General features: G+C 54.8%; 18 protein-coding genes. 6 read left to right on the forward strand and 12 right to left on the reverse strand.

The window, feature by feature from the left end; genetic code table 11:
* Positions 1–153 precede the first annotated feature (153 nt).
* Entirely contained in the window at positions 154–705 is a 552-nt protein-coding gene (locus tag H6G13_RS05785; RefSeq protein ID WP_190482207.1) for a response regulator, read from the forward strand.
* Here H6G13_RS05785 and queF read toward each other — a convergent pair.
* Complete coding sequence (queF, locus tag H6G13_RS05790; protein WP_242028162.1) at positions 684–1,127, reverse strand: preQ(1) synthase; 444 nt, start codon at positions 1,125–1,127, stop codon at positions 684–686. The genes H6G13_RS05785 and queF overlap by 22 nt on opposite strands.
* A 109-nt stretch (positions 1,128–1,236) precedes the next feature.
* Here queF and H6G13_RS05795 point away from each other — a divergent pair, with 109 nt between their 5' ends.
* The gene (locus H6G13_RS05795; protein WP_190482208.1) at positions 1,237–4,203 is read left to right on the forward strand and encodes a glycerol-3-phosphate acyltransferase; all 2,967 of its coding nucleotides are present in this window, start codon (positions 1,237–1,239) and stop codon (positions 4,201–4,203) included.
* Positions 4,204–4,351: 148 nt separating this feature from the next.
* Here the strand turns inward: H6G13_RS05795 and H6G13_RS05800 are convergent, their stop codons facing one another.
* The 5 genes from H6G13_RS05800 to nfi all read right to left on the reverse strand — a co-directional run bounded on the left by H6G13_RS05800 (position 4,352) and on the right by nfi (position 8,798).
* Complete coding sequence (locus tag H6G13_RS05800; protein ID WP_190482209.1) at positions 4,352–4,738, reverse strand: hypothetical protein; 387 nt, start codon at positions 4,736–4,738, stop codon at positions 4,352–4,354.
* A 77-nt stretch (positions 4,739–4,815) separates the two neighbouring features.
* Entirely contained in the window at positions 4,816–5,862 is a 1,047-nt protein-coding gene (locus H6G13_RS05805) for a hemerythrin domain-containing protein (protein ID WP_190482210.1), read from the reverse strand.
* Positions 5,863–5,993: 131 nt separating this feature from the next.
* Complete coding sequence (locus tag H6G13_RS05810; protein ID WP_190482211.1) at positions 5,994–7,325, reverse strand: DUF4335 domain-containing protein; 1,332 nt, start codon at positions 7,323–7,325, stop codon at positions 5,994–5,996.
* Positions 7,326–7,331: 6 nt separating this feature from the next.
* A complete protein-coding gene (locus H6G13_RS05815) occupies positions 7,332–7,850 on the reverse strand; it encodes a DUF3038 domain-containing protein (RefSeq protein WP_190482899.1) in 519 nt (172 codons plus the stop codon).
* 228 nt (positions 7,851–8,078) lie between these two features.
* Positions 8,079–8,798 carry a deoxyribonuclease V gene (gene nfi / locus H6G13_RS05820; RefSeq protein WP_190482212.1) on the reverse strand — a complete coding sequence of 240 codons (720 nt, stop codon included), beginning with the start codon at positions 8,796–8,798 and terminating at the stop codon, positions 8,079–8,081.
* 105 nt (positions 8,799–8,903) lie between these two features.
* Between nfi and H6G13_RS05825 the strand changes: the two genes are divergently transcribed.
* Positions 8,904–10,754 carry a lipase family protein gene (locus H6G13_RS05825; protein ID WP_190482213.1) on the forward strand — a complete coding sequence of 617 codons (1,851 nt, stop codon included), beginning with the start codon at positions 8,904–8,906 and terminating at the stop codon, positions 10,752–10,754.
* A 44-nt stretch (positions 10,755–10,798) separates the two neighbouring features.
* Entirely contained in the window at positions 10,799–13,591 is a 2,793-nt protein-coding gene (locus tag H6G13_RS05830; protein ID WP_347277435.1) for a UPF0182 family protein, read from the forward strand.
* Positions 13,592–13,695: 104 nt separating this feature from the next.
* Here the strand turns inward: H6G13_RS05830 and H6G13_RS05835 are convergent, their stop codons facing one another.
* From H6G13_RS05835 to H6G13_RS05845, 3 genes are all read right to left on the reverse strand, one after another.
* Entirely contained in the window at positions 13,696–14,367 is a 672-nt protein-coding gene (locus tag H6G13_RS05835; RefSeq protein ID WP_190482214.1) for a response regulator transcription factor, read from the reverse strand.
* Between the two features lie 141 nt (positions 14,368–14,508).
* Entirely contained in the window at positions 14,509–14,949 is a 441-nt protein-coding gene (locus tag H6G13_RS05840) for a dTDP-4-dehydrorhamnose 3,5-epimerase (protein WP_190482215.1), read from the reverse strand.
* A gap of 132 nt (positions 14,950–15,081) precedes the next feature.
* Positions 15,082–16,671, reverse strand: a complete 1,590-nt coding sequence (locus H6G13_RS05845) for a glucose-6-phosphate isomerase (RefSeq protein WP_190482216.1) — start codon at positions 16,669–16,671, stop codon at positions 15,082–15,084.
* Between the two features lie 526 nt (positions 16,672–17,197).
* On the opposite strand from H6G13_RS05845, the gene H6G13_RS05850 reads away from it, so the two are divergent.
* Positions 17,198–17,761 carry a (2Fe-2S) ferredoxin domain-containing protein gene (locus H6G13_RS05850; protein ID WP_190482217.1) on the forward strand — a complete coding sequence of 188 codons (564 nt, stop codon included), beginning with the start codon at positions 17,198–17,200 and terminating at the stop codon, positions 17,759–17,761.
* 123 nt (positions 17,762–17,884) lie between these two features.
* Here the strand turns inward: H6G13_RS05850 and H6G13_RS05855 are convergent, their stop codons facing one another.
* Positions 17,885–18,127 (reverse strand): hypothetical protein, encoded by a 243-nt coding sequence (locus H6G13_RS05855; RefSeq protein WP_190482218.1) that lies wholly within the window; start codon positions 18,125–18,127, stop codon positions 17,885–17,887.
* Between the two features lie 126 nt (positions 18,128–18,253).
* A complete protein-coding gene (locus H6G13_RS05860) occupies positions 18,254–18,955 on the reverse strand; it encodes a DUF547 domain-containing protein (protein ID WP_190482219.1) in 702 nt (233 codons plus the stop codon).
* Positions 18,956–19,050: 95 nt separating this feature from the next.
* Between H6G13_RS05860 and H6G13_RS05865 the strand changes: the two genes are divergently transcribed.
* Complete coding sequence (locus H6G13_RS05865; RefSeq protein WP_190482220.1) at positions 19,051–19,554, forward strand: rhodanese-like domain-containing protein; 504 nt, start codon at positions 19,051–19,053, stop codon at positions 19,552–19,554.
* A gap of 215 nt (positions 19,555–19,769) precedes the next feature.
* On the opposite strand, the gene H6G13_RS05870 is transcribed toward H6G13_RS05865, so the two are convergent.
* On the reverse strand, positions 19,770–20,564 hold the full coding sequence (locus tag H6G13_RS05870) for a sugar phosphate nucleotidyltransferase (protein ID WP_190482221.1): 795 nt from the start codon (positions 20,562–20,564) through the stop codon (positions 19,770–19,772).
* Positions 20,565–20,575: the final 11 nt, after the last annotated feature.

Raw genomic sequence — 20,575 nt, forward strand, 5'->3', positions numbered from 1 at the left:
AAAGCAGATCCAGGCTTTTGCAAGCTGACCAGTAGGGGTGTGTCTTGTTTGTCAGTTCGTTCGTTTAGGCCTAGCTGTGGAGTGAGTTCGACGAGTTTACCTTGCCGGATTCGCTTTGACCTATAACCGCTCACACGTCACGGTTATTTATTCATGACTGAGTTCCAAAATTTCGTCATTGTTGTTTTTCCACTGGGATTGCAGGGAAAAATTTGGACTACCATCCTCCGCTCTCAGAACATTTCGGTGATTTGGGAGTCGCCCGACGTTCATATTGTAGAAACCCTAAAACAGCTCCATCGGCAGAGTCGTCCCTTGCCTAATCTGCTGATCCTTGACACTCGACTGCGGGGGCTTAACCCCTATGCGCTCTGCCGTTGGTGCCGCCACCATTGCCCAGAAATGAAAATAGTGCTGGTCAACGGGGCACAGCCTCAAATTTTGCCTTCAGAGCAGCAGTGGGCTAGGTGCCAGGGCGCTGCCGATTTACTGCCCTGCTTCCATCGTGACTCTCTCATTAGCAGTGCTGTTACGGGCCTGCGGGAAATCCTGGATCTGCTGGGGGGGGTGCCTCTCAATCAGCGGGCACTCATTTCTACTCTGCTGAAGCTGGGCTTTGGCCCCCGGCTTCGCTCTAAACCCAATTCCTGCTCGGTTAAGTCTAAGATGGCGCTGATGTCGGCTCAGAGCACGTTGGCTTGGTAAGGGCTAAAGAGCTGACAATCTCCCCTGCAGACGGTGATTACCGTTTTGACGCCGCCGCGTCGGGTAAAGTCGCCAATGACTCGCAGACCCGCGGGAGACAGCTCCTGCCAGATGCGATCGCATATCGCATTGGTCACTCCCTCATGGCTAATGCGCTCATTGCGAAAGGAGTTGATGTAGAGCTTAAACGCCTTTAGCTCTACGACCCAATCTGCGGGCTGATAGTCCACTACGATCGTGCCGAAGTCAGGGTAGCCTGAGCGGGGGCAGAGGGCCGTATACTCAGGGTGCTCTAAGTGAATGGTATAGGCATTTTCTGAGGGGTTGGGCCATTTCTCCAGGGGCTCTTGGGCCGCCTGCTGAATGGCGCGATCGCCGTAGGGGAGGGTAGCGGTGTGCGACATGAAATCAGAATAAAACATTCAGAGATCTAGCCTAGTGCATGGAGGGGTAGGGTTGTAGGAGGGAAGAGAAACAATCAGTTACCCTCAAAATGTCTGTCATTGATTCTGTCTTTGATTGGGTTGGCTCATGTCCCTGCTACAGGTTTGGGGTGCGTTAGTAATTTTTGGGCTGTGTCCGCTGCTGGGAGGGCTGCCGCTGACGGGCTGGATTACCCGGCTAGTGTCAGGGCACAATCTAGCGAATGTGGGCACAGGCAATGTGGGCGTTTCTGCCGCCTTTTATCATGGCGGCAAGCTGGCTGGGGTGCTGGCGGTACTGGCAGAGGCGTTTAAGGGCATTGCAGCGGTTTTGTTGGCGCGCTATTTTTTCCCCACTGATCCGGTTTGGGAAGTGGCTGCCCTGATTGCCCTGGTCTTAGGCCGCTACTGGATTGCTAAAGGGGCTGGCACCACCAACGTCACTTGGGGCTTTTTGGTTCACGATTGGCGGGTCATGCTGCTGACGCTTGGTATCAGCGCCATTGGCTTTACGATTTTTCGAGAGCGGCGACAGGGCCGTTTACTGGTGCTGATCCTGCTGCCGCTGTTGACCGCCGTGATCCACAGTTCTGGAGAACGAGTGCTGGCGGTCGCCTGCCTGAGCGGCCTGATTGCCTGGATCTATCAGAAGCTGCCCGATGATTTAGATCTCTCTGCCGATAAGGGACGACTGGAGTCACAGACCATGTTTCGCTTTTTTCGCGGCGATCGCGCCTTGCTTTCTCTTGATCAGCCTCTCAATGCCGCTAAGGTGGGCGGCAAAGCCGCTACGCTAGCCCGACTCAGGGCCTGGGGCTATCCGGTGCCTCTGGGCTATGTTCTACCCGCTGGAGACGATCCTAAGCCGCTGATCGAAATTACTAAACCCTCAGCGGCTCAACCTGTGGTGGTGCGATCCTCAGCCATGGACGAAGACACAGAACTGGCCTCAGCAGCGGGCCTCTACACCTCAATTACCAACGTCACTAGTCAACCCGCGCTGGAAGTAGCCATTCAGCGCTGCTTTGCCTCTTACAACAATCCAGGCGCAGTGCAGTATCGGCGCGATATGGCCGGCCATCGCACAAGCGATCGCAACTCCCCCAATCAAGGGCTGGCCGTTTTAGTTCAAGCACAGGTGCAGGGCGTATTCTCTGGAGTTGCTTTTAGCCGCGACCCGATTGCCCGCTGCGGCGATGCCGTGGTGATTGAAGCATTGCCAGGAGCCGCCAGCCAGGTGGTTTCGGGCCAGCAAACGCCAGAGTCTTACCAGGTGTGGGTAGGGCCAGACGACTTAGGGCTTCTAGAGGGCGAAGATGCTTGGAAAATTCCCGATGCGCTGACCCTGACGGTGGAGGGCCAGGGTCAGGTGCCCGCCCGCCTGATTCAACAGGTAGCCTACTTGGCCCGCCACTTGGAGGAACGCTACCACGGCATTCCTCAGGACATTGAGTGGAGCTATGACGGTGAAAACCTATGGCTGCTGCAAAGTCGCCCGATTACTACCCTGCAGCCGATCTGGACTCGCAAAATCGCTGCCGAGGTGATTCCGGGCAGCATCCGCCCGCTCACCTGGTCGATTAATCGGCCGCTGACCTGCGGCGTATGGGGCGATATTTTTACGATTGTGCTGGGGCCACGGGCTCAGGGGCTGGACTTTGAAGAAACGGCCACGCTACACCACAGCTATGCCTACTTCAATGCCACTCTGCTGGGCGACATCTTCCGGCGTATGGGCCTGCCTGCCGAAAGCCTGGAGTTTTTGACGCGGGGAGCCAAGTTTAGCAAGCCACCCCTAGCCTCAACAATGCGCAACCTGCCGGGTCTGCTGCGGCTGCTGGGGCGAGAACTGTCGCTCGAAAAAGACTTTGAGCAAGAATTTCAGACGTTGCTACAGCCAGAGCTAGAACAGCTGGCAGCGGTTGACCCCAAAACTTTGGCGCCCTCTGAACTGCTGCAGCGCATTGAAACAGTGCTCGCCCTGCTGCGACGGGCCACCTACTACAACATTTTCACCCCACTGAGCTTTGCCATTCGAGACGGGATGTTTAAGGTGCCTGCTCCAGCCCTAGATGCGGGGCAGAACCCAGAAGTAGCAGCGCTGAAGGAATTGGCTGCGATCGCAGCCGAAACCCGCCAGCTCCTGCCCGCTAGCACTCGCTCCAGCATTACCGATGCCCCCTCGCTAATGACCGCGCTCTCAGAAACAACCGAGGGCCAGATTGTCCTGAGCCAGCTAGATCAGTTCATCGCCACTTACGGCTATCTGAGCCAAGTGGGCACCGATATCGCTGTCCCCACCTGGCGAGAAAACCCCAGCCCAGTGCGAGAACTGCTGGCCCAATATGTCATGACTCCCCCGACAACCCCAGCCCCCGAGCCAACGACCGATGCCAGCGGCTGGAAGCGAGATGCTGTGCAGCAGCGGCTGGATCTAAAAGGCCAGGTCAATGCCCTCTACAGCCGCCTGCTGGACGAACTGCGCCGCTGTTTCTTGGCACTAGAGAGTCGCTGGCTGGAGGCCGGTCTGCTGTTCCAGACAGGCGATATTTTCTTTCTCACATTTGAAGAAATCAAAACCCTGATCACTACCCCTGACGCTCTGCAGGACAGCCTGCCTCAGCGCCTCAGCACTCGGCAACAGCAGTTTGAGGCCGACCGCCAGCTCAATCCAGTGCCTATGCTGGTGTTTGGCAACGATCCGCCTCGGGTTGACCGCGCCACCCTGACCGTGAGCCCTCTAGGCGTGGCCCAAACCTTAAGCGGCATCGGGGCCAGCCCCGGCATTGTGGAGGGCAAAATTCGGGTGATGCGAGAGCTGACCTCTCTAGAGGGAGCAGACGGCTCGATCATTTTGGTGGTGCCCTACACCGATGCTGGTTGGGCACCGCTACTCGCCCGCGCCAATGGCCTAATTGCTGAAGTTGGCGGTCGTCTATCCCACGGCGCGATTGTTGCTCGCGAATATGGCATTCCAGCGGTGATGGATGTCACTGCCGCGACTCAGCGCTTTCACGACGGGCAAAGGGTCCGGATTGACGGGGCAGCAGGCACGGTGGAGGTTTTGGCCGAGTAAACCTAGTAGCTAGTCGCAGCCGTGACGCGCCAGAGCAACTAGCTATTAATTAAGTAGGGCTAAGCATACCGAAACCCAACAGTAGAGGGGGTTGTTGGTCGCGCTGCGCTTGACCTGACCTGCGGGACTGTAGGGATGTTTGGGACGGCTATGTTTTTACTCGGTTGTCGGAGTAAAGAAACAGGGTGAAGAGAATGGCAAAGGTTAGATCAAGCACGCCTGAAATCAGGAAAAACGGGTGAAGATTGCCCAGCAGAACGTGATAGGCCAATACTGCAAAGACGCTATATTGGGCCAGCACGCCCAGCTTGATAATGCCGTAGTTGTGGTCAATATCTTCAGCCACCCACCAATAGCCAATGCCAATGATTAGAACCAGGCCATAGAATAACTGCGAGTATTCGGGATTGGCCAAAGGCTCGGTGGCGAGCAGATCGCGTATCCAGCGATCGCAAAATAGCAGCAGGATACCTTCGACCCAATTGATTACGGCTTTGGTCTGGAATATGAGTTTCCAAGGAAGGGAATTGTTCATAAGCTCAAATACTGGATACAACTGCAGCTGCAGACGTGGCACTAGGCCCCTGTGCGCCTAGCCTAAATAAGGTGTTGTTAGACAGACTTTAGGGATTTGGAATCGTTAGCAGCCATTTGTTCTTGAAGCTGCTTTTTGGCCGCTTTAAAGTCAGTCGCTAGCTGCTTCTGCTGCTCGTGGCTAAAGCAATCTTTGAGTTTTGGAAAAATGTCTTTTTCTTCCTGATTGACATGACTGCGAACAGCGATTCTGACCTGCTCGATCTGGGCTTTGAAGTTTGGATCGGTAGGATTCAAAGCTTTTATGTCATCTAGCATTTCAATCACACCGTCAGTCTGATCAAAGATTTCCGGCATCTGCGAGTAATGGGGCTGGACTGCCGGATAGAGCACCTGCTCTTCGGCTAGACCGTGAATGGTGACATCACTATAGAGCTGGCCAAAATACTCTTGAATCTTCTGAGGATCGTCGCTGCCCAAGATTTCGGTAAACAGAACATCCGCTTTGCTGTGATCCATTAGAAGCAGTTCGCGAATGGGAATTTCGTCATCGGTACGAGTGATGAGGCTGCCTGCAATGCCAGCGAGGGCTGCGATCGCATCTTCAACCCGCGCCCACAGTCCTTGCTCTGCGTCCTGTCCAGTGAGCTCACGCACACCCAAGAGTTCTATCATGCCCTTGAGCTGTTCTTGGTGAGCCCGGTTTTCAAAGTTGATTGTGTGCAGCGGTGTGATTGCGGCTTCGACATCGGCCCCAACTCGTTGGGCGATCTTGTGAATCACTAGCCCCGTCATTGTCTGTTGATGCTTTAACAGCTCATGCTGAGATACCTTCTCAGCCAGCGTCAGGTCAGAGCTCTCCATCAGACTGTGAAGGGTTTTGACCTGTTGTTCAATAGTGTCTTTGGGCTGAGCCTGAATGCCGTACTGAACGATCACTGTTTCGAGAATGCTCAGGTTTTTTTGATCCTGCTCCAGCATCTTCTGCAAACGCGGGCGAAGGGCTCCATCAAGTGCATCTAGCAGCATTTGATCGACGGAAATCAGCAGCCTCTGGAGGGCTTTCATGCCTGCAAGTTGTTCTGCGATCGCAAGGCGCTTAGTGTCGTTCAAAGTAGCCGACATTTCCCTGTTCCTCTAGCAAAGGCAACGACTTTCGGACACCCTAGCGGCTCTCCTTCTAACGACATCTCTACCAAAGGAGTAACGCCTATTTAGCTAAGAGGATGAAGTTTAGCAAACCCGCTCTGTAGAAACTATTCAGCTAGGGGCGCTAAGGTGACACTGCCTGCCGGAAACAGGGTCAGGCGCAGCTGCTGGGGCGATGCTTGAGGAGCTAAAACCGGACTGCCTAGAGGGGGCAGGGGAATGCGATCGCGATTTTCCCGCGCCAGCCTGCCCTGAGGGATGACGCTCTGTAGATTGCCCGCCTCATCAATTACTAAAACATAGACCAGCGAGTCGGCCAGATTGGCGGGCGGCACCCACTGTTCTTGCAGCGTGAACTGCAACGCCTCTAGCGATCGCGCTGCTGGGGGCGGGGCTTCGGTGGCTTGGCTGCTGAGACTACCGACAGCACTATCCGCCGAGGCATCAGGAGGTTGAGCAGGCAACTGGGGCGGGGCGCTCAGGACAGAAGGGGGGGCAGGTTCTAGAGCTCGGTTAGCCTCAGGCCCGGGCTCAGACGGCACCGGGGCGGCTTCTATCTGGGGCAGCGCTTGCTGCTCCCCAGGAACCTTAGCCGTGGGTGGAGCCGCTGGGCTTTGAGAAGGTGCCGTTGGGCTTTGGGAAGGTACTGCGTCCCCGTTTAGAACGACAGGCGGCGGGCCGACAGCTCCACTAGGGGCGGGAGGTACTGCCTGATTGAGTTCTCCAGGGGCCGTTGGCACTTCGGTCGCTTCTGGCAACCCGGTTTGCGGCATAGAAAAGCTTTCGGCTCCGGGCTCAGGGGCCATGCTATCGGCACTGCCGCCAGCGGGGGCTGAGGCCGTTGTCTCTAGCTGAGATACCGAGTTGCGCTGCAAAATTCCTGGTAAGACAGCACTTGCGCCAACCACGACCAGTAAGGCTGCCGCTGCCGTTCCCCCCCAAGCCAGCCGCCGAGACGGAGAACGGCGACGAGATCTGGCCTCAGCCGGGGCAACCTCAGTGGGCAGCACGTCAACGGCCTCCTCTAGCTGGGCCAGCACATCGGCTAGGTCGGCTAGCTGCAGCGTACTCAGACGCACCTGCCGAGGACCGCTGTGAACCGCTAAGTTACCTAGATCCAGGCTGTGACGGCTAGGGCTGTAGGGCTGTAGGGAAATGCCCTCAACCGCTGCCGGTCGCAAGGCACTCTCAGCAGGCCCGTTTAGGTAGTTTTGAACGTAGGTTTGAACGAGGGTCGAAAGGTCTAGGAGATGCGATCGCATTCCCCGTGCTGCTATTACCGGGTTTCCTGAGGCGTCTTGAATCTGCAGGTCAAACCGCAGCCGCTTCAGAATAGGCTGCTCAGCCACCTGGCTCAGGGGAGAAAGTTCCCCCATCACCTCAAGGGTGCAGGTTGGGGCCGTATACCGGAGAGAGGTTAGTTCAGAGATCGGCGTCATGGATACTCACTTTGCCCGGTCCAGCAGCGATAGCCAGAGCCGACGATCACCGCCAGTTCCGCTGTAAAAGAGCAAATCAGTCAGCAGTTTTAGGGCCAGGGCGCTCAGCTCCTCAGGCGTTGCCTCGCTATCGCCCTCCATGCGCTCCTCGTAGGTGTTGCTAAAGGCGTCAAGGTAGTCACCCAGCCGCGCTACTCGATGGGGCGGCAGCTGCCGCTCTAAAACATCCTCTAGCAGCCCTACCGCCTGACGAATCACAGCCTTATGCTGCTGGGCCAAATGACAGCTAACCAGCACCAGCGCCCGCGCTTCCTCGATATCAAGCTTTTTGCGACCCTGGCCCTTACGCAATGGGCTGGCCTGCCGCAACCGCCACAGGCTCACGCGATCGCTCAAAAAATCCTCTATCCCCAGCGTCTTTGCCGCCGTTAACATCGCATCTGACCCAATTCCAGTAAGAGATTCTAAAGCCAGCAGCACCAGATCTAGCTGAGCCTTGATGTTGTCCAGCTGGCGGGGAGACATTGGCTCCTCTGGTACACCGGGCTGAACTTGAGCAGAAAAAGACGGTTCCACTGCCCGCCACCTTTCTAAGCTAAGGGATACGGCCCATTGTGGCACAGGGGTTACAGAACCTGAAACACCAGCCTTAGTCGTGAGCAATCCTTAATTGACTGGGATTGTTTTCAAGTTCTTTGTGAGGGTCGAGGGTTGAAGCTGAGGCATGACTTTTGAGGGTTATCTAAATTAATCCTAAAACAGACTGATTTGAGTCCCAGAAGCACCCTCGGGCAGTGCTGATTGGCCCTTTCGAGAAGAAGAGAGCCGATCTGCTAAGCGGGTCGTTTCGGGCAGACGGTAGCGGGTGGTGCAGCGCAGGGTGTAGTCAATGGCCGTTTCCAAGCTGATGCGATGGCCGGGGGAAATGTAAAGCGGGTTGACCTTGTCTCGACTGCGGAGCACTGCCCCAATCCGTTCACCTTTGTCTAACAGCGGCACCCATGCGCCCTTTTCGCTGGGCACAGGGTCATGGGTACCGACGAGCCGAGATTTGGCCACCCCGATAGTAGGGCAATTGATCAGCAGGCCCAAGTGCGAAGCAATGCCGAGGCGGCGCGGGTGAGCAATGCCTTGGCCATCGCAGAGAATCAGATCGGGGTTGGTTTTAAGCTGGGCTAACGCATCTAGCACGGCAGGCACTTCTCGAAACGAGAGCAGACCCGGCACGTAGGGAAAGATCGTGGGGCGGCGTACCAGGGCTTCTTCAACCGGCACTAGATCAGGAAAGCTGAGAACCACAACGGCAGCGCGGGTGATAGTGCCGTCGGCCTCAAATCCGGCATCGACTCCAGCGACGTAGGTAATCGGGTCGGGCAGCTGGTCTTGGGTGATGATCTGGGGGCGCAGCTGGTGCTGCAGTGCGATCGCATCTGCTGCCGTTGTCGGCCACTGCTCAGGAGGCGTGATATCCATCAGTTAAGTCCATTTAATAATTCCATCAAAGCTGTTAAGAAAGGCTGTCGCTCGTTCGTTTTTCGGTAGCATCTAAAGACCATTTTGAGACCAACCTGGATACCTATGGGGATTCGGCACTGCATCACCCTTCTGGGCACTACCCTGGTCGTCACCGCTTCATCTGCGCTAGCGCAGATGCCGTCCGAGGTGCCCTCTCTTGAGCCTATGACCGGCCAAATTTATCAGAGTGAGTGGAATCAGCGCAGCCTCTATAGGGAAGTGTTGCCCCTTTGGCTAATCGCTGCCAGCCTAGCGGGCGGTGCCTTGATTGCGCTGACCTGGCTGCACCTATACCAGCAGCGATGGCGACAGCGTGTTGAGCTGGCCCGGCAAGAGACCAAAGCCTTTCGAGAGCGAGAGGCCGTCAGGAACGTGCTCGACATTCTCGACTACGAGGAGTACCGCACGTTTTACGTCAAACACCCCCAAGATGGTCGGCTGCTGACCTTTGAGGCCAGTGACGACCTGCTGCGACGAGCCCTCAGATCCCACGATCAGATGGTCAAAACCCGCCAGGGCCTAGACGAAATCAAGCAGCTTACGGCCCAGCAGCCCGACGCCATCGACGCTAAGACTGTGGCGGTTTTTAAGCGTTACGAAACCGAAGAATTTGTCATTGAAATTATTCTGCGGGACTGGTTTGACTCCTTTTTGGGGGGGCTAGAGAACTTTGACACTCTGATCGAGGCTGGCCTGATCTCCGCTAGCGAGCTTAAGCCGTTCGTCATTCACTGGATCAAGCTGATTGGCGATCGCCGCTACCGACGCAAGGGCGGCTCTGGCTTTTACGACCAGTTTTTCCACTATATCCACTGGGCCGGATATAGCCGGGTGCAAAAGCTTTTTGAGCGCTACGGCTACAAGATTTTGCCGCCGCCCTATTCCTCCCATGACTTCGCCCAGATCAGCCAAGAGCAGTCTTCCGATACGCACCGGGCCATCAGTCTGGCGAAGGCTGCCTATCTGGTCTACGAAGATCAGGACTACGTTAACGACATTGTTGGCAACTGGGTCAGCAGCGAGGACGACAACCGCTGGATGAAAATGTCGCCCCAAGAATACGTTGTAGAGGTGCTTAATAACTGGCTTAAGGAAGGAAAGCAGCCCAGCAAATCTACTCTAAAAGGCAGCTTCTTCTACCTCGATAAGAAGAAAACCGACACCCAAGCATTTATCTTCTGCCAGGGTGAAGACATTATTCTGGCCTTTCGCGGCAGCCAGCAGCTCAACGACTGGCGCACTAATTTTAAGATCCGCCTGAATCAGTTTACGGTTTTAGCGGATCAACAGCCCGTTCCGCCCTTGGGCCGAGTCCACCGGGGCTTTCTGGCTGCCTGGCACAGCGTTGAGATGGAAGTGCTCGACTACCTGAGAAAGCGGTGGATGCCTGCCTCTCGACTGTGGATTACGGGCCACAGCTTGGGCGGTGCCCTAGCAGCGATGGCGGCAGTCTCGCTGGAATCGCAGGGCTTTCAGGTGAGCGGGCTATATACCTTTGGCCAGCCGCGTATCGCTGACTGGAAGCTAGTCAACTACATGAACAGCAAAATGCGCGATCGCATTTTCCGCTACGCCAACAACAACGATGTCGTGCCGCTAATTCCGCCGCCCATCTTGCCCTGGGTGCCCACCCGAGTCTATGGCCACATGGGCCACTTCCGCTACTTCGACTGGCGCGGCAACCTACAGCGTCAGTCTTTTCCCACCGAGCGCCTGCCCGATCGGCTGCTGGGCTACCTTATGGCCATCGGACGCCCCGGCCTCGACTCCATTGGTGACCATAAGATGGAGTTTTACCTAGCCAACCTGCAAAAGGCGCTAGAGAAGGAACAGGAAGAAGCCAAGATAGAAGCCGAAAAGAAGAATATCCATAGTCAATCTGTCGCTCCCCTCACCCCCGACCCTATCAACTAAGCTAGAAACATTGCCCCTGGATAGGCTTGTCTCGTAGCGACGCTGTGAAATATTCCCCCTCTCGCCCCATTCAACTTCGTAAATACATTCCCTTGGTGCTGGTGCTGGCCTTTGTGCTGGCGTTTACAGGAACGCTGGTGCGATTGCTGACCGACTCTTGGTGGTTCGCCTCGGTTGGCTTTGAGCAGGTCTTTTGGACCCGAGTGGGCTGGCAGGTAGGAATTTGGGCTGTCACGTTCACGGTGTATACGGCATTTCTGTGGGGCAACTACCTGTTAGCCCAACGGATTACCCATGACCACCCCTATGTTTATTTAGAAAAGTACGTTGAGCAAGGCAACCCGACCGTATTGCGAGGGCTGCCCCGCTATGGTGCGATCGCACTCATTCTGCTTCTGGCTATCAGTGCTGCCTTACGCAGCGCCGCTGCCTGGGAGACAGTACTCAAGTTTTTTAACCCTGTCCCGTTTAATACTGCCGATCCTATCTTTCAACGTGACATCAGCTTTTTTGTGTTTCGGCTGCCCTTTCTCCACGACCTACAAGACGGCTTGCTGGGGCTGCTAGTCTGGAGCGCGTTTCTGGCCCTGGGTGTCTATGTGCTCAAAGGCGAGATTCGACCAGAGCGGGGTTGGAAATATTTTTTAACCGGAGAGGCCAAAACCCATCTGTGCCTCCTACTAGCGGGTGTGGCATTACTGTTTGGAGCCGGCTTTTGGCTGGCCCGCTTTGACTTGCTGTATTCACCTACAGGCGTAGTATTTGGGGCTGGATACACCGACGTTCATGCTCGTCTGCAGGCCTACTGGATGATGGGCTTTGTCACACTAGCGGTGGCAGTGCTATTTGTCCTATCGCTCTGGCGTAGCGGCTTTTCTCTGCCCAGCTTTGCCATTGTGATTTACCTAGCAGTGTTGATTCTAGTCAACGGGCTCTATCCACTGGTGCAGCAAACCGTGGTAGTCGGCCCCAACGAACTAGAGAAAGAGCGGCCCTACATTGCCTACAACATTGAATACACCCGACGGGCTTACAACCTACAGCAAGTCCAGGTCGAACCCTTTCCAGCAGAAGAAATGCTCGACCGCGAGATCCTGCAGGGCAGCCAACCGACGCTGCAAAACATTCGCCTATGGGACAACGAACCGCTACTCAGCACCTATCGCCAAATTCAAGAAATCCGCCTTTACTACCGCTTTTCAGACGTTGACGTTGATCGCTATCGCCTCAGGAACGACTACCGACAGGTCATGTTGGCTGCCCGAGAACTGGCCTACAGCCAGGTACCTGAGGAGGCGCAAACCTGGGTCAATCAGCGGCTCAAGTTTACCCACGGCTTTGGCCTAGCCATGAGTCCTGTAAACCAGGTAACGCCCGATGGTCTGCCAGAACTGTGGATTAAAAACGTCCCCCCAGTGACTTCGGTCGATCTAGAGATTGATCAGCCTCGCATTTACTACGGTGAAGAGAATGACCACTATATCTTTACCGGCACCAGTACTGACGAATTTGACTATCCTCTAGACGACGAAAATGCCTCCTTCCGCTATAGCGGTGTGGGCGGTGTACCCATTGGTAGCCTGCTGCAGCGACTGACCTACGCCTACGACCTGGTTAACCTGCAGCTAATTTTTTCTAACTACTTCACGCCAGAGACGCGCATTCACTACTACCGCACGATTAAGGATCGGGTGCGTCAGGTCGCGCCCTTTCTCACCTTCGACAGCGATCCCTACATTGCCCTGATCGACGGTCGCCTGCAGTGGATCGTCGATGCCTACACGGTCAGCGATCGCTACCCTTACTCCGAACCTTTGAGCCGCAGCCCTGAGGCGGAGGTGGTTTTGCAGAGCAGTACCCTAAGTGATCTGGTGCGGCGAGACACTAACTACCTGCGCAACTCGGTCAAAGTTGTAGTCGATGCCTACGATGGCACCCTGCGCTTTTTTGCCATTGATGAACAAGATCCAGTGCTGGCCAGCTACCGCCGCATGTTTCCCAGCCTGTTTGAACCGGCAGCAGCAATTCCTGCCACTATCCGCGACCATCTGCGCTATCCCCCAGACCTCTTTACAGCCCAGGCTCAGGTCTACCGAACCTACCACATGGCCAACCCCGAGGTGTTTTACAACCGAGAAGATCTCTGGCGCTTTCCTAATCAGGTCTATGAGGGCAACCAGGTGATGATGCAGCCCTACTACCTGATCATGCGGCTGCCCGATTTCAACCAGGAAGAGTTTGTCCAGATCATGCCATTTACCCCAGCCAATCGAGACAACATGGTGTCTTGGATGGCGGGCCGCTCTGATGGTGAAAACTACGGCAAGCTACTGCTCTACGATTTTCCCCGGCAGGAACTGGTGTACGGCCCCAGCCAGATCGAAGCGCGAATCGATCAAACCCCAGAAATTTCAGAGCAGGTCTCGCTCTGGAGCCAGCAAGGATCGCGGGTGATCCGGGGAGACCTGCGGGTGATTCCCATTGGTACGTCGCTGCTCTACGTCGAACCGCTCTACTTGCGCGCCGAACAGGGTGAGTTGCCAGAGCTGCGGCGAGTGATTTTGGCCTACGGCGATCGCATTGTCATGCGCGAAACGCTGGAGGACGCCTTAAACGCGATTTTTGGTGAGGGCGTCGGCAACGTGGTGGCTGACTCTTCCCCGCCAGAGACTTCACCCACCGGTCCCTCTTTACCTGACAACTACTCGGCCCTGATTCAGTCAGCCCTAGAGGCTTACCAGAATAGTGAGGAAGCCCTACAGGAGGGCAACTGGCAGGCCTACGGCGAGAGCCAGCGGCAGCTAGGGGAGATCTTGCAGCAGCTGCAGCAACCGTAACTCTAAAAAGATATTAAAAAACTGGAGGCGCTTGAAGTGCCTCCAGTTTTGCTTTTGAAATTACTCTGCAACTACACTTTGAAATTACTTCACCATATTTGAAATTACTTCACCATATGGTGGTCTACGGCAAAACGCACTAGCTCAGCTCGATTGTTGGTGTCGGTTTTGCGGAACAGGCTGCTGACGTATTTTTCGACGGTACGAGGGCTGAGATAAAGCCGATCGCCAATCTGGGCATTAGACAGGCCGTCGGAAATCAAGGTGAGGACGTCTTGCTCTCGGGAGGTGAGATCAGGCTTGGGTTCTTCCGCTCGCTTTCCGAGCTTGGCCTTTTCGAGGGCCATGGCTCGGTCTTGAGCGGTTTGGAGGGCGACTTGGTTGATCCAGGCGGCCTGAATCAGCTGCGATCGCTCCAGTAGATTGCGCACGACTGCGCCGATTTCATCTAGCTCAAAGGGCTTGGGCAGGTAAGCATCACAGCCCATCTGGTAGCCCTTGATGCGATTTTCGGTTTCGGTGTGGGCCGATAGGAAGATCACGGGCAGCAGTCGCCAGGCGGGATGCTGTCGCACTCGCTGCACCAGTTCATACCCGTCTACGTGGGGCATGGTGATATCTGTTATCAGCAGGTGGGGCTGATATGCAAAAATTTGCCGAAAGGCATCCTCGCCATCGGTAGCTAGAAGAACCGAGTAGCCCTCAAGCTCCAGGTAATCGCTAATTGACAGGCGAGTTCCCTCGTCGTCTTCTGCGACCAGAATTGTCAGGGGCATAGCCTCAACTTACACTCTTGCGCCTACTTAATAGCCTAGGAGAGAACTCCTTGAAATGTATGTATCTGTTGCTGAAATTCAACTAAATTGAATTCTTTTGAAACACTTTTATGAACTAATGGTTTGATAGCACTCTTTGCCCTAAGCGACAACTGTCATTAGTTCAGCCTGCCATGTCTGACGAGCCTGCTCTAAATCAAAGGGAAAAGGCCGCCTTAGGGGACGAAACTCACGGGAATGGGTCGGCCCATGACGCAAGACTGCATTGACTAGAACGCAACTTTCTCCACTGAGGTTAATGGCTGCATGGGGAACGCCCGGAGGAATAGTGACCACTTGGGGCGTGCGATCGCACAGCCCAATATAGCGGTACTGTCGGTTTTGCAACACCACCAGCACCAAACTGCCCTTAACCACCAGTAGCTGATCGGTCTGGAAGTGGTGCACGTATAGGTCATCCACTGTCCCCGCCGGAATGTCTACCAGCATGGTTTCGTGGCTGGCCTGGGGGGTGTAAAAGGCGGCCATCCCGCCCTTCATTGAATCTAGCTTGCGAACCTGCACCTGGGCCGTAAGTCCCATAAAGCCTCCCGATGGGGCACGAGTCTGCTTATACAGTTTTCTTACTCACATACTAACGAATCATTAAAAAAATGCTTCGTCTTGAGAAATATGAGCCAAACTATGCTTCTAAGCCGACCCGGCTATCGGGGCCTAGGCTACCGCAATTTTAATCTCGTCAGGTTGACCCGGATCTCCCAGAATGGTCACGCTTCTCTGATTGGCGTTGAGGTGGCGAACAATTTTATAAATAGTCTCTACCTCGTCTAGGGAACCGACCTTAGCGGCCAGGTCAGCCAGCGTTAGCGGTTGGTCGCTAGCCTGCAGGGCCTGAATCACTTTGGACTGGAGATCGATAACGCTGGCTGCCGCCTTTTTCCCGGCCTCAACCCCTGGTTGGTGATAAGCGTTGATATTGACCAGGGAGGCATAAAATCCGACGGCCCGTTCGTAGAGGGCAATTAGCGCTCCTACCGTGTGGGCATTGACTTCAGGAATGGTCAGCGTGATCGAATCTCGGAAGTTTTCAAAGAGGGCCTGACGGGTGCCCTGCAGCAAGCCCAACAGGAAATCGCCCGAGGTCGCCCCTGCTTCGATTTCAACCGAGTCTCCCACACGGTCTTTGAGAACTTCGATAAAGGTGACAAAGAAGGTGGGCACGCCTTCCCGCAGCTGCTGCACGTAGGCATGCTGGTCGGTGCTGCCTTTGTTGCCATAGACCGCAATGCCTTGATAAACCACGTTGCCGTCCAGGTCTTTTTCCTTGCCTAGCGACTCCATCACGAGCTGCTGCAGGTAGCGGCTAAACAGCAACAGGCTGTCTTTGTAGGGCAAAATTACCATGTCCTTTTCGCCTTTGCCGTTGCCTGCGTAGTACCAGGCTAGGGCCAGCAGCGCAGCAGGGTTTTGGCGCAGATCGGGAACTCGGGTAGCCGCATCCATCTCTCGCGCTCCGCCCAAGATAGAGCGAATATCGATGCCCTGCAGCGCTGCTGGCAGCAGACCCACCGCCGAGAGTTCGGAGGTGCGCCCACCCACCCAGTCGTGCATGGGGAAGGTAGCTAGCCAGCCTTCCTGCTTAGCCTGCCGATCGAGACCGCTATCGACGCCGGTAACCGCAACGGCTTGGCGGGAGAAATGCAGGCCCCGCTGCTCTAAGCAGTGGCGCACTTCAACCATGCCATTGCGGGTTTCGGGGGTGCCCCCAGACTTGGAGGTGACGATCACTAGGGTCGTGGCCAGGCGGTCTTCTAGCCGCGCCAGTATCCGGTCAATGCCTTCTGGGTCAGTGTTGTCGATAAAGTGAATTTGTAGGGGCGGAAAGTCGGGGCCAAGGGCCTGGGCGACAAACTGCGGTCCTAGGGCCGACCCACCAATGCCAATGGAAAGAATGTCAGTGAAGCGCTCTTGCCCAGGTGGGTAAAGCACTCCGGTACGGATTTGGCTGGCAAATTGCTCAATACCGACCAGCGTATCGACGATGTCTTGGCGCAGTTCGGGGGTGGGAGCGAGATCGGGATCTCTCAGCCAGTAGTGGCCCACCATGCGGTCTTCATCGGGGTTTGCGATCGCACCTGCTTCTAGCGCCGCCATATCTTCAAAGGCTTTTTGAAAACGGGGCTGCATCTGGGCCACAAAGGCATCATCAAACCGCATGCGGCTGACATCCAGATAAAAGCTTAGCCCTTCGTTGTAATAGAGCCAATCCCGATAGCGTTGCCAGAGCGCCGCAGCATCATTCATGACCGTCACTCCTCTTTTCTTCCTGCTAAATCCAACTCTACTGCGTGAAGTTTAGGACACAATCGCCGGAATGCCCCTGAAGTGGTGATGAATTTAAACTGCGAAAAGAATTGATTAACCTTATCCTTCAAGTCTTTCGAATGACGGAGCCAGTCCTTGACAGACTGGGCTTAGGGTGCAAGCGGGAGATTGCGTCGCAAAAGGTTCAGCGGTTCCTAAACACTTTTACTTGACAGCCCTCAAAGAATACTCAGAAAAATTCTCTCCAAGGGCTGACCTGTTTAGACACTCATCCGTTGAGGTCGGCAGCTTCGGCAGTATAGCGCGTTTCCTACACAGCCTAGAAAAGCCGCCTTTCTGTCGTCATTCTGTTGGCAACAAGTCTCAGGCTTATTGAAACAGAATTGCAATAAGATTAGGTTTTAGGTATTCTAAATGACAGGCACCTCTAGCTTGCCCACCTTGGCAACAGCAGGCTGCTCGTAACGGCAAACCCTGAGCCGACCGCAGTTTTTGGGAGATAGCGATGAGAGAGGCAACAATTCGGCCCCAATTTCTAGAGGGCACGTATGTCGGTGAACTAAAGTCGCCTAAAGGCAAGCTGAAGGGAATTCGGCTGCAAACGGCCCGACAGGAGTACCCAATTAAGCTGCCGAAGTATCTTGTCCCTATCCTGACCCATGAGCTTGAATCTGGCAGCCCCATGCGGGTTTGGGTCACCCCCAAAAAAGATACCTGGATAGCCCTTAATATTATTCCGCTCAGCCCCAAAGAGCTGGCAGCCGAGTCGCTGCCGATCGCAACGCCAAGCCTAGCGCAGCCCAGCAAACCCTACTGTGTTCAAGTCTGTAGTAAGAGCAATTGCTGCAAGCGCGGTAGCAGTGAGGTCTACAGAGCCATGGAGGATGCGATCGCAACCAACCCCAGTCTCAGCAACATTCGTCTAGAGCCCACAGGCTGCCTGAAAGAATGTAAGAAAGGCCCCTGCATCCGCCTGGCCTCTACCGGCAAAGTATTTACCCAAGTAACTTGCGAGAACGCACCAGCAATACTGGCAGAACACGGTCCCCGTCCTCAAGTTCTTCGTTAGATATCGCTAATTAGACGGCCTAGGGCACAGTCAACCTATCCGGCCTCTGGTCATATAGGCTTCTTACGGTAACCAACAACATCAGGGGCGCATAAATGCACACCCCTGATGCAGTCTTAGATCCTACCCTTCGCCGCCTTCGCCGCCTTCACCCCCTTCAGTTCCTCCAGGGGCTTCAGGAACAGCTCCAGGGGCTTCAGGAACAGCTCCAGGAGCTTCAGGAACAGCTTCAGGAACGGTCTCCTCCGTAGGTGCTAGATCGCCCTCAGGTGCCTCTTCTACATCAGTAGCAGGGCCTTCACAGGCCACAAGAGTAGCTGCCAAACCTGCAGCCAAAAAAAGCCCGACTGGCTTGAGTCCTCTCATTATAGTTACGCCTTAGCTTCTACTTAACTAAATCGTGCATCCAAGAGATTAGCGATCAACGAAACCAACGTCAATCGTCTTAAAGGTATAGAAATACGCCAAAATCGGTTTTTTTGAGCCTTGGCATTAAGACGAACTGGCTATCTGATTCAGGCTCCAGTCATAGGGCAAATACTTGACTGTGGTAGCACCAGAAAGCCCAGCAGCAGGCAGATAAAGCTGGACATAGTCAGGCACAGAGGGCGCAACCCGCAAAAAGTCCTGACGATACCACTTAAAAATTTTGCTGCAGTACAGGGTCTGCTCAGCCGCTTCATATCTGACCTTCTGAGGGTTTTGGATAAAGCGCTGGGCATCTTCCTCAAGCTGCTGCTCAATCTGGTCGGCCCGATAGGCTCGATTGCGCAACAAAGGGCAGCCGGTAGAAGCACAAACTAGCGCAAAGTGAATGCGAGGTTCACTATACTGCTGCCGCAGCAGGCCATGCTCAATCTGGTTAAGACTAAGCTGCTGCCCGTTAAGGGTATAAATTGACCGGGTGAAGAACCGCCAAAACGCAATCCAGTTGGGAATGCCTAACCAAGTAGGCTGAATCGAGGCAATGGGATAGCGTTTTAACACTTGCTGAACGGTCAGAGCGTTGTAAAGGTTGAGCAGTAGGGCTAGGCTCTCCTGTCGATCTAGAGCTGCAGGGTCAAAGGATGAGAGAGAAGCCAGCCAGTCCTCCAACCAGGAAGCAGACTCGGCCTGCCAACGTCGATAGTCAACTCGCCCCTGCAGATTTACGTAAGTCTGCAGCATCTCATCCCAAGGGGAAACATTTATCATGACTGCCAACCTCCCTAATAGGCACGCTCATCTGCCAATGTAGTCCTTAAGCCTAAAATAGGGCGGGTCGTGCAGTTTCTGGCAAAAAACGTCCTATGCTCAGCTTTCTAGTCAGCCCGTTGCGATCTTGGGTCTGGCAGCTTGTAAAAACCAAAATTCGAGCGCGGTTTCCCTCGGTCAAACCCATCTCAACCCAGAGTCTAGCTACCTGGCTAGATCAAGCGCCCTTCCCGGTTTTGCTAGACGTGCGCCAAGCCGAAGAGTTTGCCGTCAGCCATCTCCCTGGAGCGCAACATACGCCAAATATTGAATCGGCTATTCAAACAGGCCTAGCACCCGATCAGCCTATCGTCGCCTACTGCTCAGTGGGATATCGCTCAGCCCGATTGGTTCAGCAGCTGCAGCAAGCAGGCTTCAGCCAAGTTTATAACCTGGAAGGGTCTATCTTCCAGTGGTTCAACGAAGGCCGCAGAGTCGTGCAAAACGGGGAGACAGCCGAACGAGTACACCCTTACAACAGCCTCTGGGGAATGCTCCTCACACCCAGCCGAACAACTCCTACAGAGGCAGAAGTGGAACCACAGCAATCATGTCGTTAGAGTTGAGGTGGGCAACAAAGTTAATCAATCCCAAAAGCAGACCAATGCCCAGAATCATAGAAACGGCAACTAGAAGTCGCCCTACAACGGGTTTCACAGGTTACTGCGCTCCCAAGCTCGCAATATGTTTAGTCCCCTACCCTATAGCCGGTTGCTGCCTACCCGCGTCTACCACGAGACGGACTGGGCGCGCTACTACTCGTTACTTGATCCTGCTAGAAATTGCCGGAGACTGCCTTTTTCAGATTGTCGGGAGTGCCAATATCAAGGTAGCGCCCGGTGGGGAAGACTTCTGCCTCAACCCGTAAGCCCGCTCCAATAGCGGCTTGAATCACGTCGCCAATAGGAATTTCGCTGTAGGAAGGAAACTGCTTCAGTGTTTGTGGCACCGTGCTGCCAATCAGTTGCTTTAGCTCGGCCTCAATAAATTGGTGCAAAAACTCAGTGAAGCTGGGCTGCCAAACTGCGATCGCCCACATATATTTCAGGTCAGTACGTTGCGACTTTTCAAAAATGGCTGCAACTCGACCTGCCTTATCAAACTCAACAACACCAACCTTTTCCGGCTGATCGGTAGGAAACAGCCCCAAGACGACATCGGCTCCCCCCGCTGCCTGTCTTGCCAGCAGTTTGGTGTAGGCCTCTTGCGGTTGAAACAAAATATCAGGAAAGCCTAGCGCCACTGTCGCCTCTCGGACAAAGGGATAGGCCTGGTTCAAGCTAAACGGCACTCCAAAGGGAACATGGACTGTGAGATAGCCCAGTCGCATGTCCAGCAGTGCGCCATCGCCTAAATAGGCTGGAATATCCCATTTCCCTGGCCGCAAAATTACCAGAGCTTCGGTAATTCCAGCCTGCCGCATGGCTGTTAATAAAGAGTGGCAAGCAACTTTAGGCCCTGTCCCAGCTTGAATGCCCAAGGGAAATAGCTCTTTGCTCATCGGCAGCGGCCCCAGGCGGGTCGCCTGTCCGGCAGCAGGCATTAGCCCAATGACTCGGGTCAGTGGCATGGTCGGCAGTT

Origin of the sequence: Pseudanabaena sp. FACHB-2040 (assembly GCF_014696715.1) — a bacterium.
Taxonomy (GTDB): Bacteria; Cyanobacteriota; Cyanobacteriia; order Phormidesmidales; family Phormidesmidaceae; genus JACVSF01.

Coding starts and splice junctions, on each gene's coding strand:
- H6G13_RS05795 (WP_190482208.1), top strand. CDS start 1,237: ATGTCCCTGCTACAGGTTTGGGGTGCGTTAGTAATTTTTGGGCTGTGT.
- H6G13_RS05855 (WP_190482218.1), bottom strand. CDS start 18,127: ATGAGAGGACTCAAGCCAGTCGGGCTTTTTTTGGCTGCAGGTTTGGCA.
- H6G13_RS05860 (WP_190482219.1), bottom strand. CDS start 18,955: ATGATAAATGTTTCCCCTTGGGATGAGATGCTGCAGACTTACGTAAAT.
- H6G13_RS05865 (WP_190482220.1), top strand. CDS start 19,051: ATGCTCAGCTTTCTAGTCAGCCCGTTGCGATCTTGGGTCTGGCAGCTT.
- H6G13_RS05850 (WP_190482217.1), top strand. CDS start 17,198: ATGAGAGAGGCAACAATTCGGCCCCAATTTCTAGAGGGCACGTATGTC.
- H6G13_RS05800 (WP_190482209.1), bottom strand. CDS start 4,738: ATGAACAATTCCCTTCCTTGGAAACTCATATTCCAGACCAAAGCCGTA.
- H6G13_RS05870 (WP_190482221.1), bottom strand. CDS start 20,564: ATGCCACTGACCCGAGTCATTGGGCTAATGCCTGCTGCCGGACAGGCG.
- H6G13_RS05810 (WP_190482211.1), bottom strand. CDS start 7,325: ATGACGCCGATCTCTGAACTAACCTCTCTCCGGTATACGGCCCCAACC.
- H6G13_RS05815 (WP_190482899.1), bottom strand. CDS start 7,850: ATGTCTCCCCGCCAGCTGGACAACATCAAGGCTCAGCTAGATCTGGTG.
- nfi (WP_190482212.1), bottom strand. CDS start 8,798: ATGGATATCACGCCTCCTGAGCAGTGGCCGACAACGGCAGCAGATGCG.
- H6G13_RS05785 (WP_190482207.1), top strand. CDS start 154: ATGACTGAGTTCCAAAATTTCGTCATTGTTGTTTTTCCACTGGGATTG.
- H6G13_RS05840 (WP_190482215.1), bottom strand. CDS start 14,949: ATGGGACTTACGGCCCAGGTGCAGGTTCGCAAGCTAGATTCAATGAAG.
- H6G13_RS05805 (WP_190482210.1), bottom strand. CDS start 5,862: ATGTCGGCTACTTTGAACGACACTAAGCGCCTTGCGATCGCAGAACAA.
- H6G13_RS05835 (WP_190482214.1), bottom strand. CDS start 14,367: ATGCCCCTGACAATTCTGGTCGCAGAAGACGACGAGGGAACTCGCCTG.
- queF (WP_242028162.1), bottom strand. CDS start 1,127: ATGTTTTATTCTGATTTCATGTCGCACACCGCTACCCTCCCCTACGGC.
- H6G13_RS05845 (WP_190482216.1), bottom strand. CDS start 16,671: ATGAATGATGCTGCGGCGCTCTGGCAACGCTATCGGGATTGGCTCTAT.
- H6G13_RS05825 (WP_190482213.1), top strand. CDS start 8,904: ATGGGGATTCGGCACTGCATCACCCTTCTGGGCACTACCCTGGTCGTC.